Source organism: Virgibacillus sp. GM2-2 (assembly GCF_055329585.1).
This window is the reverse complement of the sequence record NZ_JBUZWC010000001.1, coordinates 629,683-647,331: the sequence shown is the minus strand read 5'-3', so window position 1 is coordinate 647,331 and position 17,649 is coordinate 629,683. Positions and strand designations below refer to the sequence as shown.

The window sequence follows — 17,649 nt, the reverse complement described above, 5'->3', positions numbered from 1 at the left end:
TATGCGTATTTTTGAAAAAATTATCGGAAGTCTGGATGACAAGCGTGAATGGAAGGCGATGGAGGCACGTGCTAAGGCACTTCCAAGTGATTACCACAACGCTTATAATGCGATTAAAAAATATATGTGGACCTCTGGTGGTCTTACCGATTGGAAGGAAATCAGCCGTATCTTTAACTGCATTCTCGATCTTTTTGAGGAAGGGGCAGCGGAAGATAGAAAAGTCACTGACCTTACGGGTGATGATGTGGCTGCTTTTTGCGACGAACTAATGAAGGATACGAAAACCTGGATGGACAAATATCGTGCGAAATTGAACGATACGATTGGTCGAGGTTAAGGCGTATTCATAGTGAAAATTGCCTTACAGCGATATTAACGACAGAACACTTAAATTCATTTTGGATAGATTGGTGTAAATCCGAGTCAGCGTGTCATGAAGTAAATGTAAAAATTGGAAATTTAATAGATATTAGCGACTGAATAGTTGGTTACAAATAGAAATTGCTACCTTCACTGTTCAGTTATATTTTTAACTTAGTAGTAAGTGACACTGATTACCAGTCAGACTAAGTAGTGAATTATAGGCTATCAAGCATTGCAAGGCGTTTGACGGGATATTTCTCCACTTGTTTGTGTGCAATCGGCTTGCACCAAACGAAACTTACTCATTTCCGAATCTCGCAGGCGTCCTTGTTACATTTTTATAAGGAGGAAAAAATATGAGCAATGGAGCGATTTCTGTAAAAGGGTTAAAAAAATCCTTTAAAGAAAAGGAAGTTTTAAAGGGAGTAGATGTTGAGGTGCGGCGTGGTGAGATTTTTGCTTTGCTGGGCTCAAATGGGGCGGGTAAGACTACAATGGTTAACATTCTCTCGACACTGATGAAACCTGATGGTGGTGAAGCAAGGATTTGTGGCTTTGACGTCCAGCGTCAACCAGATCATGTTCGCCAAAGTATTAGCTTGACAGGGCAGTTCGCAGCATTAGACGGTATGCTTACCGGCCGGGAAAACTTGATGATGATCGCCAAGTTGCGCGGAGTTTCTAATCCTGCACAAGTTGCTGACGATCTGCTAACTAAGTTCAGTTTGAATGAAGCAGCCAACCTTCGTGCTGACAAGTATTCCGGTGGAATGAAGCGTCGAGTTGACATCGCCATGAGTCTAATCGGAACACCAGCAGTCATCTTTCTTGATGAACCGACGACTGGTCTTGATCCTGAGGTGCGTATTGAGGTCTGGGATACCATCAAGGAGCTTGCTGGTGGGGGCACGACCATCTTTCTGACCACGCAATATTTGGAGGAAGCCGAACAACTTGCCGATCGTATTGCTATCCTGCATGGAGGAAAGATCATCACGACAGGTACACTTGCGGAGCTCAAAGAAATGTTTCCGCCGGCTAAAGTGGAGTATATCGAGAAGCAGCCGACACTGGAAGAAATTTTTCTCGAAATTATCGGCAAAAAAGGAGGAGATGTAATTGAAAAGTAAAACTGGTGTATTACTAGGACGATTAATGCGAACAATCATGCGTAGCCCGGATACAATTATTACAGTGGCAATTACGCCGATTATGATGATGTTGCTTTTTGTTTACGTGTTTGGCGGTGCCATTGAAACCGGCACTGACAACTACGTCAATTATTTATTGCCGGGAATCCTGCTGATGGCAATCGCATCCGGTATTGCCTACACTTCCTTGCGACTGTTTACCGATGTAAAAAGTGGGCTAATGGCTCGTTTCGTCACGATGCCTATCAAGCGTTCGTCGATATTGTGGGCTCACGTGTTGACCTCTCTTGTTTCTAATGCACTTACTGTCGTGGTGGTTGTCCTAATTGCGCTCTTGATGGGATTCCGTTCCAACGCTGATATCTTAGATTGGCTCATGGTAGCCGGGATACTCGGTCTGTTTACGCTAGCTCTAACATGGGTGGCGATTATTCCTGGATTGACAGCGGGATCTATGGAAGGGGCCACGGCATATTCGTACCCGCTGATTTTCCTACCGTTTATCAGTTCGGCTTTTGTCCCCACGGAAACCATGCCTGACGTTGTTCGTGTGTTCGCTGAGAACCAGCCTGTTACTTCGATTGTGAACGCGATTCGTGCCCTATTATATGAAGGGTCTGTTGGCAGTGATATCTGGACCGCGCTAGCTTGGTGCGTCGGCATTATGGTCGTTGCTTACTTCTTCGCAATTAAAAAATTTAAACGACAGTCAGGATAGGTGCATCATGATGGTGTAGTCATTTCGATATCCAATTACTCCAGTGAGTGTAGTTGCTAGAACATCTCTAGAGAATATCATTAATAAACAAGGCTTTTTACGATAAAAATCTTGTAACAAACAAGGATATTAAACCAAAGTCAGTCCATCATTTAGAAAAAATACGTTGATCAAGTGTATATATGGTTCTTTTGTATATTTATATACGGAACTAGGTTGGTATCGCGAGTCAACTCGTCCTTAGATTAGGGGCGAGTTTTTTGTTTATCAAACCTCGCCTTGTCTTACTGATACGGGGAGCCTAAAGACTCCGATACGCAGTTCATCGTTCTAATTCCTTTAATGCTGATGGTAGTTTGTGGAATTGGATTGTGCTTTGGTATGATGGGAGTATCAACCCTTCGAATTTTTACAAATGTAATCCAAGCAGGTCAGAATTCCGGGGTATTCAGCAACCATTCTGATGGTGAACAGATTTCTCGGTCTATTATTACATTCAATGATGGTCTTCACTAGATGATATAACCTTGCCGGACGGAGTCATTCCATTAGATGAACAATCTAAGCTGTTGGTTATTTGAAGACGACTAGGTGTATGAAAGGGGGGAGAGGTTTGAACTATAGTACAGTATTATCGAGAAAAGTTATAACAGCCGCGTTTTCAAGTATATTATTCGCTGTTCTATTAGCTCTAATTGAACCTAATCCCTTTGGGCAAAGACCGAACGCATTGGGAGATTTCCTTCAGACATTCGCAATTGCTGTTCCTGGATACCTTTTATATATCTATCCAGTTATTTTAGTATACGGGACAATAACTTCTACAATTAGTGATTTTGTAGCTTTTTCTGTATCAAACTATACAAAAAAACCAATTGAATTTTATGTCTCAATCGTTCTCCATTTAATTTTTGGCTTGATACTACTATGGTATAGTTTATCGGCATGCGTTATTTTTCTAGTGATTGATAAAATGTTAAGTAAAAAAAGAAGTTATGAATGGATCGATGCATTGAAAAGTGTAGGGGTACCTGTTTTAGTTTATATTGCGTTTATGTTTGCTGTTAATGTCCTGGATATTTTTCTTAGATAAAGAGTTGCAAACTTGAAGATATTTTTAATCAATAGCAAAGGGGTTTCAAGTGAGTCGAAAATCTGCATAATATGAGCAAATTGGAGGGTCTTAAATGAAGAAGCAGACTTTATTATTATTTGGTATTGTATTTTTCGCTGCAGGTATTTTAGATATCAAATATAAGGGACAGTTGTTTCAAGCACTACCGAAATCTGTCCAAGCATACTTATCTGATAGGTTGAACTAGCTGAGAGCAAGCAGTTGAGCGTACTGACTCAAGAGCTAATCGTCATTTCTAAGGAAGGTTAATACATTTTGAGTTAAATTTAGTCTTACTTGTTTAGGAGAGGTTATATGCAAAAGTTATACTTGTCAGTAATAGCGTTATTGATGCTTGCCTTGTGTGTGACATTTATTAATTCAAATAACGAGAAAAATTATGATGAATTACAAAACGAAGAAAGTCAGGAATCGCAAAGCAAAGAAAACCAGGACTCTACAGAAGTATTCAAATCATCTAAAACCTATGGAATCACAATTAACACAAGTGAATTTAAGAATTACTTTTCAGGTGTGGAAGCGAAGAAAAATATATTAGAAGGTCAAAAAGGTGTGGCTATAAAGACCGAAAGTATACCCCCAGAAAGTCGAAAAGAAGTGGCGTTAGGGTTACTTCTGGAATCAAGAAAGTCTATAAGCGTAACGGGAGAATTGAGAATACCCAAACGTGAAAATCAAGAAGCTTTTTTCCAGCCTTCTGATAGCCAATTAAGAGAGTTGATAAAGTTAAGACATAATAAACTAGCGACTAATATTGTTCAAAGAACTGTAATATTAAGAGATGCAAATGATTTAATTGATAATGATGTCATTAATAAACAAATAAAATCCGTAACGGAAAGATTAAAGCGAATAAAAATTTATGAAAAGGACACCTTCTACAAATTCAGTCTAGCATACAATGAATATAAGGAGTGTATGTTACTAATTTTAAAAATGACACGAGAAATTGGATAATTAAAGACGACAAGGTTACTAACTATAAATGTATAAAGTTAGGTGTTTCAGTGGAAACAGTTTAGGAAGAGTTTAATTGGAAAGACACAGTAGCATATGCATATTTACATACATACTGAATGTATGTTAAAATAACGTTACTTATAATAAGGGAGTGAAGAAATTGAAGCTTAGCAGTTTTTATCCAGTATTGATGACAAATAAAGTAAAGGAAACAAGTGCATTCTACCAACAGAATTTTGGGTTCTCAGTTGTTTTTGATGCGGATTGGTACGTGAGTTTGAAGCAAGAAGTGACAGGTGATGAATTGGCAATCCTGCAGGCTACTCATGAAACCGTGCCCAGTTCTTTTGGGAAGTCTGTCCAGGGATTGATACTTAATTTTGAAGTAGAAAATGTAGATGAAATGTATCAACAATTGATTAAGGAAAAGCAACTTTCCTTACATCTCGATTTACGTAACGAGGCATTTGGTCAAAGACATTTTATTACAAGCGATCCTAATGGTGTGTTAATTGATGTCATTACAGTTATTCCGCCTGATGAGTTCTTTCAAGAGCAATATAAAGACGAAGTGTGGGATTAGGATCACATGAGTGAGTATGTACCTTTAAAATATTATTTTGATCGGAAATTGGCACTTCGACTATCAGATTTAATCCATCCGCATTATTGTCGTTTTAACAATAAGTCTTTTGTAGAATCTGTAACTAGAGAAGTAGAAAATAAAGAGTTGAAGGCTCGCGTTGGGGTGATATCGAACGCATTAAAACAACACCTCCCAACTGATTATGAGGAATCCTTAGCTATCTTGCTAAAGATTTTAGGGCCAGAAAATAAAACAGAAAAAGGTATGTTTACCAATGGCTATTTTCTCATGCCGGTCGCTTTGTTTGTCGAAAGGTATGGACTGGATCACGTTGATTTATCTTTACATGCAATGTATGAAATTACAAAACGACATACATCAGAGTATGCTATCCGTCCTTATTTAATAGCAAATATCGATCGCTGTATGGCATGTTTTCACTATTGGATAAAAGATCCTAACCCACACGTTAGGCGATTAGTGAGTGAAGGAACTCGACCAAGACTCCCGTGGGCTAAAAAGATCTCTCCATTAAAGGATAATGTACAAAACAATTTACATTTACTGGAGAAATTAATGCATGACCGCTCCCGCTATGTTCAAAAGTCTGTAGCCAACCATATTAATGATTTAACAAAAGAAAATCCCATCATGGTACTTAATTGGATGCATCAATATATAGTAGAAAATAATAATATAAATCCTAAAATCATAAAAAATGGATTAAGATCTTTGATAAAATCAAAGGATGAACAAGCAGTGGAGTTATTGCATCAATTAGATTGAGGAGTGTAACAGCATGAGAAAAAATAAATTAGAAACAGAGAAAACTATACAAGACTTAACGGAAATAGCACGAAAACATTTTACTGAGTATGGGTATGCGAACGTTGCCTTAGATGAGGTCGCAAAAGAAGCAGGTTTAACAAGGGGTGCTTTATATCACCATTTTAAAAACAAAAAAGGGCTTTTTCTCGTCGTATTTGAAGCGGTTCAAAAAGAAGTAGGGGATAATGTAGAAGCGGCTGCAGCAAAAAGTAATAGTAGCTGGCAGCAATTAATCAACGGGTGTCGAGCTTTTCTCGAAGGGGCAGTAGAATCCCATAATCAACGAATCCTTTTGATTGACGGACCAGCTGTATTAGGTTGGGATACCTTTCGAAAAATGGATGAAAAATATTCGATGAATTCACTAAAGGAACAATTACTGTTGATGCAGAGGGAGAATCTAATAAAGCCTATTTCTGTAGATGCAATGACGCGTTGTCTTTCTGGTGCAATGAATGAAGCAATATTATGGATTGCTGATCACCATGATCAGAAAGACGTAATAGAAGAAGCGATGATTGTTTTACAGAACTTGTTAGAAGGTTTGAAAAATAAGTAAGACAATATAGTTGGGAGAACGACTTCGAAAAATTAAAAGGAAACCATTTATAATTGTAGCTTTTTTATGTAAAACAATGATCTACATATTTATATTGAATATTACAACATCTACATATATGATTAACTTAAATCTAAAATAGCGAGGTGTTAACAATGGAAACAGGTAAGAAAGAAACAATAACGGTTGAAGCCACAGTTCATGCACCAGTTGAAAGGGTATGGGAATATTGGACGGAACCAGAACACATAAAGCAATGGTCTAATGCTTCTGATGACTGGCATGCTCCAGTTGCAGAGAACGATTTACGTGTTGGCGGTAAATTTCTGACACGAATGGAAGCGAAGGACGGTAGCTTCGGGTTCGATTTTTCTGGCGTTTATGATGATGTGAGACAGCATGCGTTTATTTCTTATACGATGGGGGACGGAAGAAAGGTTGAAATTGCCTTTGTTGGTCAGGACAATGACACAAAGGTAGTGGAAACTTTCGAAGCGGAAGACACCAATTCCATTGAGATGCAGCAAACGGGCTGGCAGTCTATCTTGGACAATTTTAAAAAATATAGTGAAACACAAGAAGGTTAGTGTCTATTTTACACGGACAGGAAAGCATAAGTTTTTATGGTCAGTATAAGGGCAACTAATTTAGTTTTGGAAAACGATAGAATAGCAGTCTTCCTCTTCAATCGAGTGAAAGGCGTAGACCAACGATAAGGGGGAGATGAATTTCAGTTGGCGTAGCCAAAATGTATTGCAGCCCCCTAAGTTACGTAGTATAATTAAATAACAGAACATACATTCCCCTTAGTGAGATTTGGTGATTTGATATGGTAAAACAAAATAAAGCGTATAAATTTCGTTTGTACCCAACGGAAGAACAAGCTTTTTTGATTCGCAAAACTTTTGGATGTGTACGATTTGTTTATAACAAAATGTTAGCAGAACGAATAGAAATTTATGAAGCATTTAAAGAAGATAAAGAACAACTAAAAAAACAAAAGTTCCCGACACCTGCTAAATACAAAAATGAATTTGAATGGCTGAAAGAAGTGGACTCTTTAGCGTTAGCTAATGCGCAAATGCACCTTCAATCAGCTTACCAAAATTTCTTCAAAGGCAGTGCGAAATTTCCAAAGTTCAAATGTAAGCGTCATCAACAAAAATACACAACAAATGTAGTAAATGGAAACATTGCATTATCGAAGGATCATATCAAGTTACCTAAACTAAAAAAAGTTAAGTTAAAACAGCATCGTGAAATCCCGGCTGAATATATCATTAAATCGTGTACGATTTCTGTAAATGCCTCAGGAAAGTATTATATATCTATTTTGACTGAATACGAAAAGGATGTTATACAAAAACAAGTAAAAACGATTGTCGGACTAGATTTTTCGATGGATGGGCTATTCGTTGACAGTGAAACAGGTAAGAAAGCCAATTACCCACGTTTCTATCGTCAAATGTTAGATAAATTAGCAAAGGAACAACGAAAATTCTCCCGTAAAAAAAAGGGTTCTTCAAATTGGAATAAACAACGAGTTAAGGTGGCTAGACTACAAGAAAAAGTAGCAAACCAACGAAAAAATTATCTCCATCATAGGTCCAAGGATTTGGTGTCAAGTTATGATGCAATTGTAATTGAAGATTTGGACATGAAAGGTATGTCACAAGCTCTAAAGTTTGGTAAAAGTGTGGCAGACAATGGTTGGGGAATGTTCACTTCCTTCCTACATTACAAGCTAAAAGAACAAGGAAAACAACTGATCAAAATAGATAAATGGTTTCCGTCTACGAAAACATGTTCAGGTTGTGGAAGTGTGCAAGACATAGCATTGTCCGAACGTACCTATCAATGTGCTTGTGGTAACAAAATGGATAGGGATTACAATGCAGCACGCAATATAAAAAAAGAAGGAATTCGCTTGTTAGCATTATACGAATGAAACAACTCTTGGAACAAGAGGGTTAGCTTGGTCAATTTAGTCAGCTATCAAAAGTGGCTATTATCCAAGAAGCCCCCACTTCAATCAGATCGTTAGGTCGATAAGTGGTGGGTAGTTCACTGAAGCATTTTCTTTCATTGTAAATTGTAAGAATCAAGAAGAGATTGATTCTTACTGGGACAAGCTTTCTGCCGTGCCTGAAGCGAAACAATGTGGTTGGGTGAAGGATAAGTTTGGTGTATCATGGCAAATCGTTCCGGATAACATGGAAGAGGTTTTGTTTAAGGGGCCAAAGGATGAAGCGCGTCGAGCATCTGAAGCAATGCTGAAAATGAAGAAAATTGCGATATAGGTGCTTTGGAGAGGGCGCGTTTGGGAAGTTGATTTGACCATATTGTTGGTTAACCTTGATTACTGTACATGGAAAAGGCTAGCTTCTCAGGAAAAGAACTGAGGAACTAGCCCTTCGTTATTCATATCGCATTACTATTTCGAGTTTAAAAATGGAATCAGTTTTTCTCCGTATTTAACTATTATTTCCGCAAAATCTTCTCCATCTTTTTTCCTTTTGCTAACTCATCAATTAGCTTATCTAAATAGCGAATTTCCTGCATGGTTGGTTCTTCAATATCTTCTACTCGAATGCCACAGATTACCCCTTTGATCAAATCACGCGCGGGATTCATTTGGGGAGCTTCCGCAAAGAAGGTCTCAAAGTCTGTTTGTTTTTCCAGTTGTGCTTCTAACTCTTCTTGGCTATATCCGGTCAACCAACGGATGATTTCATCGACTTCTGATTTTGTACGCCCTTTTTTCTCTGCTTTCGTAATATAGTGGGGATAGACACTTGCAACACTCATTGTATAAATTTTATGTTTCGGCATAATACACACTCCTTCATTTTTCCATTAGCTTATTTAGAGAACACTAAACCTTAACTGCCTATTCGTTATCTGTTCTTCCAAGCTTTAACGCCCCAATTATCAGTGGAAGTTGTAACGGTAAACGCAACCATAGAATCCAAGGATTTGCTTGTTTTCCCGGCTGGAATGATATTCTTTTCACAGCCATATATACATTACCTGGAAAAACAGCGACCATAAAAAATGCTAATAGTTTCCCTGTGAGTTCCTGTCCTTTTTTCACCCAAAGCAAGACAGAAAAGGCCATTTCAAAAGCTCCTGTGACTAGAACGATGGCCCGCCTAAAGGGAAGTGCTTTTGGGACAATCCTACGGAAGCTTTGTTCATGGACAAAATGCAAGACACCAGCTCCGAATAAGATAATTGAATAGAGTATGCGGAAAAACAATCTCATATGTATGCCCCCTTTTGTAATTCCTCTTACTATGATTCTTTCTTACATTTTACAAGTATAAAGTTTATTGGAGGTTTATTTTTCTTGTCCTTATTTGGCTCGTCAATTTCTGTAAATTCCACCAATCCATATTCTCCAAATTCTTGTTTTATGGAATTTGCATCATAAAAGAACATTTTTACGCCTTCCATAATTTCAAAATAGTCCTTATCTAATTGTTTACCCTTCCCAAACATTGGAGCCTTTTGGGAAACCGTTGTAAAAATCATATAACCATTCGGCTTTAATTGATTATAGCATTTTTTAATAAACTGCTCTCTCTCACGATTATCCAATAAATGAATTAGTGCATGGCAAAATATACCGTCATAAAGTTTGTTATCAAAAGGCATATTTGTTACGGAACCATGAAAAATATCAATACCTAGACCATTTTCTCTCGCTAAATCAATCGCTGTTTTTGAAATTTCAATACCTGTAACATCTATTCCGTTTTCAATAAAAATCTTTGCATTTCTTCCATATCCGATCCCTGGTAGGAGTATGTCTTTCACATTCTCTTTAAGGAAAAAATCCTTTGTTAAAATTGCAGAATCTGTAGGTTCAAAACCCCACATCGTTTGTTTTTCAATAAAACTTGATTCCCAGAATTCCATGTTAAGTCTCCTTTTGTCTATATTGTATCAATCCTACACTAGTAAAATTTCCTTATTCAACTAATCTGATTCGTTACTAGTAAAACGTTTATCATTCTATAAACCGGGAAGCGTCAAATATATTCGGATTATTACAAGGAGGTAACATTAATGTTTCACAATGAAAAGAAAATTCATGGATACAAAATAAATGCTAGTGATGGGGAATTAGGGAAAACGCATGCTTTTTTATTTGATGATGAGAAATGGTCTATTCGCTACCTTGTGGCTGATACGCGTAAATGGCTCCCGGGTCGGAAGGTGTTGATCTCACCAATATCTGTCAATGCGGTCAATCATGAAGAAGAGCATGTCTCTGTTAATCTAACAAAAGATCAAGTAAAAGATAGTCCTGATATCGATACGGATAAACCGGTTTCTAGAGAACAGGAGTTAAGATTAAACCAATTCTACGGTTGGGGAAATTATTGGGCTGGTCAAGGTACTTGGGGACCAGGCATGTATCCGCCTCATTTACTGAGGGAAGAACTGCCGCAACTTACCCCAGAGCAAAATGAGGATTTGGAAAGCTCCCATTTAAGAAGTACTTCCGAGATAAAGGGATATGAAATCCAGGCATCAGATGGAGGAATCGGCCACGTTGAAAGTTTCCTAATAGATGATGAAACATGGAACATTCGCTATATTATCGTTGACACAAAAAACTGGCGGTCTGGAAAAAAAGTACTTGTTTCTCCGGCCTGGATAACTAGTGTAAGATGGAACGACAGTACAGTTCACGTTTCTCTCGATCAGAATTCGGTTAAAAATGCTCCAGAATATGATCCTGATGCACCGATCACAAGGGTCTACGAAGAAAATCTCTACAGCAATTATGGAAAATCACCTTATTGGGATAAGTAGATAATGAGCGGTAATAGTTTCTGTAAGAAGAAAAAGCGATTCATATTGAAATAGTATTGTTTCAATATGAATCGCTTTAGTATTTGAATTCTTTTATAGTTTTTGTTCAGTAACCACTACATTATTTATCGTCAATTAACAATAATATTTTTCCGTGGTCTAGCTTTTCTTCTAAATCATTAGCTTCAGCTTGATCGAACCCAAGTTCTTTAAATTTGGCGCGCAACTCATCACCTTTTTTACGAAAGATATTGCTGACAGCAGATCCTAATCCTTCTTCATTAACACCAACCGTATTTGCCTCCACATTATCTGCTACTCTATCGGTACGATCGTCATCATGAGAAATGACATACAAGTTTTCTTTCATAACACCCTTAGCAGATTGTGTTTTAACTTCTTGCATTAATGCTGTGTCATCTTGAAATTCCTTAACCATTGGTTTCATTGGATCGTCCTCCTTGTGTAAAAATAATGTGGTGTTCCTTCGTAATGAATGTTCCCGCATGTTCAGACTTCAAACTTAAAACCAAACTTAATCCTTCTTTTTTACTTAATCCTCAAATTTCCGTGTTTCTTCCTCTTCATGGTATTTGTTTAATATAGTTAGTTTACTTGGCTTGTGTTCCTCTGCAATACGTTCCCCAGCTTCAATTGCCTCATCTAAATTATCATATTCTTCCGCTACGGCAACATCCTCGAGTTTGATAAACCATGCTGTCGCATCTTTATTTGGTGCTATACTGTAATTTTTCATCATGAAAACTCCTTTTTGTTTTTAAGTGGAATTAATTGTTTCATAAAAAATTATTCCCCATAAAATTAACGTCGCAAACATGCTATTAATCTTATCGGGTTTAAAGTTTTGGGTAGACAACAGTTCCATTTTTTTCGATAATTGGCATGGCTCCCCACTTTCCAAGTTCATGATTAATTACGTCAATTTGATTATTGCTTTGGTCTATGATGTGTTTTACGTTCCACCCATTTGCTGTGAGCCAGTTACTAATGATCAAACGATGGCAACGTGCTGGATGTCGCTCAGCACAAAAAATGGCGGTGCTATTTTTTGAGGTATATTCACTGAGTATGTTGATCCCTTCCTGGAAAGGCTTTGTGAGGGTGTAATCAGCATAATTATGAAACGACTGGTTATTCCAGCCATCATTTAAATTTACACCGATTTCTTCTGATTTATTTCTACGGCCACCCAGCTTCGGTATATGTTGATATTCCACTCCAGCCTTGTGTAACCAATCTGGCATTGCATTCTGGGAAAATTGCGGAAACTTACGACTGCCTGGAAATGTACGAACATCAATTAGAACATCAAGATTCACATATTCGAGCATTTTTAAAAATGTTTCTTTTGTATGGGATGAGTGACCAATTGTGTAGAGTTGCATTTCCTTTCACCTCTTAACTATCCAATTACCCGACGAATAGCATTAAGAAACAGTTGATGTACCAATCAGGTAATAGGAATACATGTAATTTACCTGGTGTGTTTTAGTGGTTTTGAATGTGAAATTCCCACCCTTTTTAGACTCTTGCTAACTCCAAAAAGGGTGGGAATTGTATTTAAACTTTTGTCAAAAATGGCGTAAAACCCCTGCATTTATGTATGGGGATAGAAGCCGTGATGGTTTAAACTAGCTTTCGATTCTTGTATGAGGTATACTTGCATAAAAGGGAACAAACGTTCTTTGATGGGGTGATATCATGTATAGTGCCTATAAGATCGAAATCCACGAAAACCATGAGCTCTTTTCCTATTTTGATTCGCTGTGCTTTCAAGCGAAAAACTTGTACAATACGACGAACTTCTACTATCGACAGGTGTTCACTGCTATGCGAAACAGGACATCAAATGCCAATCAGCAAGAGGTCATGGATGCTATCACTTACCATCTTCCGTTGATGAATGCGATAAAACAGGCGAATTTCGAGAAAAGGAAAGCGAAGAGTCCAGACGATGAATCAGTAAAGCTTCATTTGTTTACCCCACCATCCGAAGTGAAAAAGACACTTGGCTACGGTCTTTTGGACGGGCTTTTCAAAGCCATGAAACAATCGGACTACCGGGCGCTCTCAGCACAAACGAATCAGCACGTCATCAAAAAGGTATTGGAAGACTGGTCCTCGTTCTATGAAGCGATCAAGGATTACAACTTGCATCCGGAGAAGTACACAGGACGACCAAAAATTCCTCGCTATAAGAAGAAAGACGGACGGACGGTGTGCGTTCTGACTAACCAGACAGCTAGAATAGCATCCAATCACACATTGAAGTTGCCGAAGACCAAAAAACGGCTCCATATCGGAAAACTAGCTGAAACGAAAGGTCGTTTGCAGCAAGTACGCATCGTGCCGTTTTACGGACGCTATGTGGTCGAATTGATTTTCAAGAAAACCGACGAAAAGGCATTGGTGCGGCCGAAAGATAACAAGAACGATTTTCTCTTTGCTCCGAAACGGATCATGGGAGTGGATATTGGTGTTGATAACCTTGCAGCCATTGCAGATAATACAGGCGGTCAGCCTGTCATTGTCAAGGGCAAGGTGTTGAAATCCATCAATCACCGGTACAACAAAGAACGGGCGGGAATGGTTCGAATCTTACGGAACGGACTGCAGGAAAAAGAAGGGCAATACATTTCAAGGAAACTGATAAACTTAGATCGCAAACGAGCGTACCGCGTCACCGACTACATGCATAAAGCAAGCCGTGCGATTGTCGACATAGCAATCGAACGAGGAATCGACACGATTATCATTGGAAAGAACGACAAATGGAAGGCGAAGGTCAAGATGCGGAAAGCTGACAAGCAGACATTCATTCAACTTCCATTCACGAAGCTGATCACGATGATCACGTATAAAGCGGAATCGGTTGGCATTCAAGTCGTGACGCGGGAAGAAAGCTACACGTCGAAAGCGTGTTTCTTAAGTGTGGACCCAATTCCCGTCTATAACGGTGAGAAGAACGGAATAATCTTTTCTGGACGCCGTATTTGTCGCGCCTTTTATCGGGTGAAAGGAACGAAGGTTCAAATCAATGCGGATATCAACGCTGCGTTTAATATCCTGCGGAAGCATTGCGGCATTGATAGCCCATTCGGCACATTAGGACGGAAAGATTTCCTTCTGTCACCAAAACGAGTACGCATCCAATAAGCAAAGCTGAAGGCTATCTAGCCTGATGTGTAAGGGGGCTTGTGGTCGCCCCTCAGTCGGACAATGCAGTATTTTATCTGTATTCCACTGAAACCCCTGGATTTATCCATGGGGAGTATCATTTGCTAATATCCTTAACATTAACTAGCTCAAAATCTTGTTCAATCACCATGTAGTTTTTAAGAAAACCCAAATCAATACCTGTTATTTGATGAAAAAAAGGTACCTCAACCATCCAATCGTTTTCAATCATTTGACGAATATCAATCATACTTTTTTTGGCAACTAAGTCAATAATTGATTTTACCTTTTGCGGTTTTTGGATAGGTAATGTTTCGTCTAATGGTTCTCTTTTTAGATAGCCTTTTCGATGTAGGGCGGCGTAAAAATTGCGATGATTTTTTGCATCTAATATACCTAAATTAGCTGCGCGATACCCTAATACTTGCAATGATGTTTTCCATTTTAACTTTAGATCAATATAAGCATCTGGATTTGTCACATGAATAACCGTTTGCATATCCTCTATAAATGATTTATCAGGTAAAAGAAATGCTCCAGCAAACAGATTTGCTTCCTTCTCAATTGCTTTATGCTCTTTTCGGTCTAAATTAGTAAATTCAACTTTGTAGTGAAGGAGCAAATGACCAAGTTCATGTGCTATATCAAAATTTCTACGAACAGCTGAACGTTTTAAATTGCCTAAGATAACAAATGGTCGATCTTGATTTGTCCATAAACTATACGCATCAATTTCTTCTCCGATAGCTTTTTCAAAAATAAATACACCACTTTTTTCAACTAAAAACATTAAATTATCATTTGTATTATTGCCAAGCCCTAGTTCTTTACGTGCAACCTTGGCAATGTTATAAATTTGTACTGACCTGTCTTCAACAGAAGAATTTAAGTAATCAATTACTTTGTTTCTCAAATGAATAATTTTTTGTGTAGGATAAGATATTTTGGCAGTTAAATAGTTAACAAAGCTGTCTAAGAATTCAATATGCTTAGCTTCAGCCTGTGTTTTGGATATTACATTCAATACTTTTGAACGGTATGCAATGTTCATAACTGGAATATTTTCTGGTTTATAGTACCGATTAAGTACATCTGTTTTATAAAAATATTTACTCTTGACATGAAAAATAGCTTTTAAATCATTTACAATCTGCATCTTAGGTGAGGTATAATTATTCTCGTATTGCCAAACTGCTTGTTCTGTTATATTTAAAACATCAGAGAGCTGTTTTCGTGAATACCCATGCAAAATACGGAGGTTCGTTAAATTTTCACCAATAAACATTATGCTCCCCCTTATCTATCAAAAGATCTAATTACTTTCTTCTTCATCATCAAAGATCCCTATATCAAATGCCGCAGGATCGATTATCTCATTTTCTTGTTCTGGAGCAATTACTTCTCGTTCTTCATCAGTTAATTCGGAACCAGAAATGTATTGTGATAGATCTTCTATTTTATATGCTATATTATCTTCCGGGTTAGGTAAATAATGCATGACCTCGGAAATTTGATAAGCTTCATCAATTCTGTAGGTAAGAATATGAAATTCATTAAAGGATGATTGAATTTCTTCAAGTTCATCTTTTACTTGGTTCTCTGGAACAAACCACGAAAGTTGCTCACTTTGTTTAAACGAATCCTCTTGGCGATGAACAAAATTTGCAAATTCAATGTGTTGATTTATTTTTGAGAGTTCATGAAGATAAGTGCGTTTAGGTCCCCGCTTTTTATTTTTATTGGGTAAAACAGCTTGTGAGAAACTATTTTCATTAAAATAAGCAGCATTTTTGATAAGGAATAGTTTCTTAGTTTCACCATGAATAAATTGCAAGTAATCCCATGTTAACCCTGCCTTTGCCTTCTTGTAAAATAAATTAAGATCATCACTATTATCAGCAATTTTGCTTTCAATAAAATTTCCTTTAGTCCAAGCAAAGGCAGAGCTGATTTTCATGTTATTATGACGATCCTTACGATGATCCACATAATCTCTATACCCTTCAACGATGGAGTTAACAATAACTTTGCTATCTATTGCATCAAATTTGTACTGTTCCATTAACCACCAACTCCTAAAATTTATCTTACATATTATTTTAATTCAAATAGAATCAAAAAGATATGATTTTTTTTCATATTCTTAAAGTATTGGTGATAAATTGACATTTTTTTATAGTTTTATTTGTTTTTCTTACTTCTTTTCTCAAATCCTTTATTACAGCTTTGCTTCGAATTATAATGTATATAAAAGTTTGTTAATTGGGAAGGAATGTTTCCACAAAAGTATAGAAATCTTAATAATGGATAAAAAGGATAGTAAACTTGGTAAAGAAGATCCTCGAGAATTTTTTTAACCGATAGGAACCATAAGTTTTGTGGGTATTAGTATAATGACAATTAAGGCTTTCGCCATTAAAGCGTGGCGATAAGCCAAGTTTGTTAGTTATTCTTTTTATCTGTCACAAACGTGAACTTAGGAAGATTTAGCGGGCAAAAATTGTACAAAGGTGGTTAAATTAAATGGCTGAGATTGAAGACTTTCAAAATCTAGATATTCGTATTGGCACAATCATAAATGCAACACCTTTTCCTGAAGCGAGAAAGCCAGCTATAAAATTAGAAATCGATTTTGGAGAAGAGATTGGCATCAAATATTCATCTGCTCAAATTACACGTAGATATGATCCGGAACAACTTTCTGGACGTCAGGTGGTAGGCGTTGTTAATTTTCCACCAATGCGAATTGCCGGTTTTAAATCGGAGGTATTGGTAATAGGTGGGGTTCCTGAAGATGGAGATGTCGTTCTCTTGAAGCCTGATGAACACGTTAAGAATGGAACAAGCGTATCGTAATATATTGTAAGTAAAGCAGTGGTGTGCGCCTCCACTGCTTTCTTTTGAATTATTTTATGATTACTTGTTTTCATCCCTCTTTTTTTCATCAGCTAGCTGCTCAAAAGATTTTACTTTTCCGTGTGGGTTTTGTGATTCTTTTCTACCTCTCCATTGTCGTTCTTGTTGTCGTTTCGGTTTAGACATATTTACAACTACTCCTTTTCGTTAGCTTTTTGCTTTGAAGCTCTTTCTTTTTTTGCTCTATTTTTGTGTGCCCGATTTGCATTTGCACTACCAAATTCATTAGAGAATTCCGAATCCGTTTTACTGGAATCAAAACCTTTTTTATTCTTTTGCTGTGGGTCATTTTTCTTTGTACGTTTAGCCATAAATCTTCCTCCTTTTTTGCTTTAGTATAGGACAAGGGACATGAAATATTCGTACATAGTGATCATATCTAGATGGAATTGATGGCTCTAATGTGAA

At 37.4% G+C, this 17,649-nt stretch carries 25 protein-coding genes and 1 pseudogene; 16 read left to right on the top strand and 10 right to left on the bottom strand.

Translation table 11 applies throughout. From position 1 onward, the window contains the following. Position 1: 1 nt before the first annotated feature. The 13 genes and pseudogenes from ACY9Z2_RS02970 to ACY9Z2_RS02910 form a co-directional block, all read left to right on the top strand. Positions 2-340 (top strand): DUF1048 domain-containing protein, encoded by a 339-nt coding sequence (locus ACY9Z2_RS02970; RefSeq protein WP_463608111.1) that lies wholly within the window; start codon positions 2-4, stop codon positions 338-340. A 382-nt stretch (positions 341-722) separates the two neighbouring features. Continuing rightward, complete coding sequence (locus ACY9Z2_RS02965; protein WP_463608110.1) at positions 723-1,496, top strand: ABC transporter ATP-binding protein; 774 nt, start codon at positions 723-725, stop codon at positions 1,494-1,496. Next, positions 1,486-2,235, top strand: a complete 750-nt coding sequence (locus tag ACY9Z2_RS02960) for an ABC transporter permease (protein ID WP_463608109.1) — start codon at positions 1,486-1,488, stop codon at positions 2,233-2,235. The genes ACY9Z2_RS02965 and ACY9Z2_RS02960 overlap by 11 nt, the downstream gene beginning before the upstream one ends. A gap of 342 nt (positions 2,236-2,577) precedes the next feature. Continuing rightward, positions 2,578-2,751: a hypothetical protein gene (locus ACY9Z2_RS02955; RefSeq protein WP_463608108.1), complete on the top strand. Its 174-nt coding sequence runs from the start codon at positions 2,578-2,580 to the stop codon at positions 2,749-2,751. A 97-nt stretch (positions 2,752-2,848) separates the two neighbouring features. Then, positions 2,849-3,328, top strand: a complete 480-nt coding sequence (locus ACY9Z2_RS02950) for a hypothetical protein (RefSeq protein WP_463608107.1) — start codon at positions 2,849-2,851, stop codon at positions 3,326-3,328. Positions 3,329-3,422: 94 nt separating this feature from the next. After that, positions 3,423-3,557: a hypothetical protein gene (locus ACY9Z2_RS02945; protein ID WP_463608106.1), complete on the top strand. Its 135-nt coding sequence runs from the start codon at positions 3,423-3,425 to the stop codon at positions 3,555-3,557. 107 nt (positions 3,558-3,664) lie between these two features. Then, positions 3,665-4,327, top strand: a complete 663-nt coding sequence (locus ACY9Z2_RS02940) for a hypothetical protein (RefSeq protein ID WP_463608105.1) — start codon at positions 3,665-3,667, stop codon at positions 4,325-4,327. A gap of 163 nt (positions 4,328-4,490) precedes the next feature. Next, positions 4,491-4,913 carry a VOC family protein gene (locus ACY9Z2_RS02935; protein WP_463608104.1) on the top strand — a complete coding sequence of 141 codons (423 nt, stop codon included), beginning with the start codon at positions 4,491-4,493 and terminating at the stop codon, positions 4,911-4,913. A 6-nt stretch (positions 4,914-4,919) separates the two neighbouring features. Continuing rightward, positions 4,920-5,702: a DNA alkylation repair protein gene (locus ACY9Z2_RS02930; RefSeq protein ID WP_463608103.1), complete on the top strand. Its 783-nt coding sequence runs from the start codon at positions 4,920-4,922 to the stop codon at positions 5,700-5,702. A gap of 13 nt (positions 5,703-5,715) precedes the next feature. Continuing rightward, positions 5,716-6,303 carry a TetR/AcrR family transcriptional regulator gene (locus tag ACY9Z2_RS02925; protein ID WP_463608102.1) on the top strand — a complete coding sequence of 196 codons (588 nt, stop codon included), beginning with the start codon at positions 5,716-5,718 and terminating at the stop codon, positions 6,301-6,303. A gap of 155 nt (positions 6,304-6,458) precedes the next feature. Then, the gene (locus tag ACY9Z2_RS02920) at positions 6,459-6,890 is read left to right on the top strand and encodes an SRPBCC family protein (RefSeq protein ID WP_463608101.1); all 432 of its coding nucleotides are present in this window, start codon (positions 6,459-6,461) and stop codon (positions 6,888-6,890) included. Between the two features lie 242 nt (positions 6,891-7,132). Next, positions 7,133-8,251, top strand: a complete 1,119-nt coding sequence (locus tag ACY9Z2_RS02915; RefSeq protein ID WP_463608100.1) for an RNA-guided endonuclease TnpB family protein — start codon at positions 7,133-7,135, stop codon at positions 8,249-8,251. A gap of 127 nt (positions 8,252-8,378) precedes the next feature. After that, positions 8,379-8,603, top strand: a pseudogene (locus tag ACY9Z2_RS02910) (VOC family protein); the annotation flags it as partial. 181 nt (positions 8,604-8,784) lie between these two features. Here the strand turns inward: ACY9Z2_RS02910 and ACY9Z2_RS02905 are convergent. Genes ACY9Z2_RS02905 through ACY9Z2_RS02895 form a run of 3 tightly spaced genes read right to left on the bottom strand, consistent with a single transcriptional unit; the run spans position 8,785 to position 10,224 of the window. After that, complete coding sequence (locus ACY9Z2_RS02905) at positions 8,785-9,135, bottom strand: DUF2200 domain-containing protein (protein ID WP_463608099.1); 351 nt, start codon at positions 9,133-9,135, stop codon at positions 8,785-8,787. A gap of 58 nt (positions 9,136-9,193) precedes the next feature. Beyond that, positions 9,194-9,568 (bottom strand): DoxX family protein, encoded by a 375-nt coding sequence (locus ACY9Z2_RS02900; RefSeq protein ID WP_463608098.1) that lies wholly within the window; start codon positions 9,566-9,568, stop codon positions 9,194-9,196. Between the two features lie 29 nt (positions 9,569-9,597). Next, positions 9,598-10,224 carry a class I SAM-dependent methyltransferase gene (locus ACY9Z2_RS02895; RefSeq protein ID WP_463608097.1) on the bottom strand — a complete coding sequence of 209 codons (627 nt, stop codon included), beginning with the start codon at positions 10,222-10,224 and terminating at the stop codon, positions 9,598-9,600. Positions 10,225-10,374: 150 nt separating this feature from the next. On the opposite strand from ACY9Z2_RS02895, the gene ACY9Z2_RS02890 reads away from it, so the two are divergent. Then, on the top strand, positions 10,375-11,127 hold the full coding sequence (locus tag ACY9Z2_RS02890) for a PRC-barrel domain containing protein (protein WP_463608096.1): 753 nt from the start codon (positions 10,375-10,377) through the stop codon (positions 11,125-11,127). Positions 11,128-11,248: 121 nt separating this feature from the next. Here ACY9Z2_RS02890 and ACY9Z2_RS02885 read toward each other — a convergent pair whose 3' ends face one another. The 3 genes from ACY9Z2_RS02885 to ACY9Z2_RS02875 all read right to left on the bottom strand — a co-directional run bounded on the left by ACY9Z2_RS02885 (position 11,249) and on the right by ACY9Z2_RS02875 (position 12,533). Further along, the gene (locus ACY9Z2_RS02885) at positions 11,249-11,575 is read right to left on the bottom strand and encodes a YflT domain-containing protein (RefSeq protein WP_463608095.1); all 327 of its coding nucleotides are present in this window, start codon (positions 11,573-11,575) and stop codon (positions 11,249-11,251) included. 105 nt (positions 11,576-11,680) lie between these two features. After that, positions 11,681-11,884 carry a DUF2188 domain-containing protein gene (locus ACY9Z2_RS02880; RefSeq protein WP_463608094.1) on the bottom strand — a complete coding sequence of 68 codons (204 nt, stop codon included), beginning with the start codon at positions 11,882-11,884 and terminating at the stop codon, positions 11,681-11,683. 100 nt (positions 11,885-11,984) lie between these two features. Then, positions 11,985-12,533 carry a DUF488 domain-containing protein gene (locus ACY9Z2_RS02875; protein WP_463608093.1) on the bottom strand — a complete coding sequence of 183 codons (549 nt, stop codon included), beginning with the start codon at positions 12,531-12,533 and terminating at the stop codon, positions 11,985-11,987. A 316-nt stretch (positions 12,534-12,849) separates the two neighbouring features. Here ACY9Z2_RS02875 and ACY9Z2_RS02870 point away from each other — a divergent pair, with 316 nt between their 5' ends. Beyond that, entirely contained in the window at positions 12,850-14,304 is a 1,455-nt protein-coding gene (locus ACY9Z2_RS02870) for an RNA-guided endonuclease InsQ/TnpB family protein (RefSeq protein ID WP_463608092.1), read from the top strand. Positions 14,305-14,422: 118 nt separating this feature from the next. Here ACY9Z2_RS02870 and ACY9Z2_RS02865 read toward each other — a convergent pair whose 3' ends face one another. Beyond that, a complete protein-coding gene (locus ACY9Z2_RS02865; protein ID WP_463608091.1) occupies positions 14,423-15,610 on the bottom strand; it encodes a spr1629 family repressor/antitoxin in 1,188 nt (395 codons plus the stop codon). A gap of 27 nt (positions 15,611-15,637) precedes the next feature. Then, a complete protein-coding gene (locus tag ACY9Z2_RS02860) occupies positions 15,638-16,387 on the bottom strand; it encodes a spr1630 family ClpXP-sensitive toxin (RefSeq protein ID WP_463608090.1) in 750 nt (249 codons plus the stop codon). A gap of 461 nt (positions 16,388-16,848) precedes the next feature. Here ACY9Z2_RS02860 and csaA point away from each other — a divergent pair, with 461 nt between their 5' ends. After that, positions 16,849-17,181 carry a chaperone CsaA gene (gene csaA, locus ACY9Z2_RS02855; RefSeq protein ID WP_463608089.1) on the top strand — a complete coding sequence of 111 codons (333 nt, stop codon included), beginning with the start codon at positions 16,849-16,851 and terminating at the stop codon, positions 17,179-17,181. Between the two features lie 60 nt (positions 17,182-17,241). Here csaA and ACY9Z2_RS02850 read toward each other — a convergent pair whose 3' ends face one another. Both ACY9Z2_RS02850 and ACY9Z2_RS02845 read right to left on the bottom strand, forming a co-directional pair. After that, positions 17,242-17,367 carry a DUF6254 family protein gene (locus tag ACY9Z2_RS02850; RefSeq protein WP_463608088.1) on the bottom strand — a complete coding sequence of 42 codons (126 nt, stop codon included), beginning with the start codon at positions 17,365-17,367 and terminating at the stop codon, positions 17,242-17,244. 8 nt (positions 17,368-17,375) lie between these two features. After that, a complete protein-coding gene (locus ACY9Z2_RS02845) occupies positions 17,376-17,552 on the bottom strand; it encodes a hypothetical protein (protein ID WP_463608087.1) in 177 nt (58 codons plus the stop codon). Between the last annotated feature and the right edge of the window lie 97 nt (positions 17,553-17,649).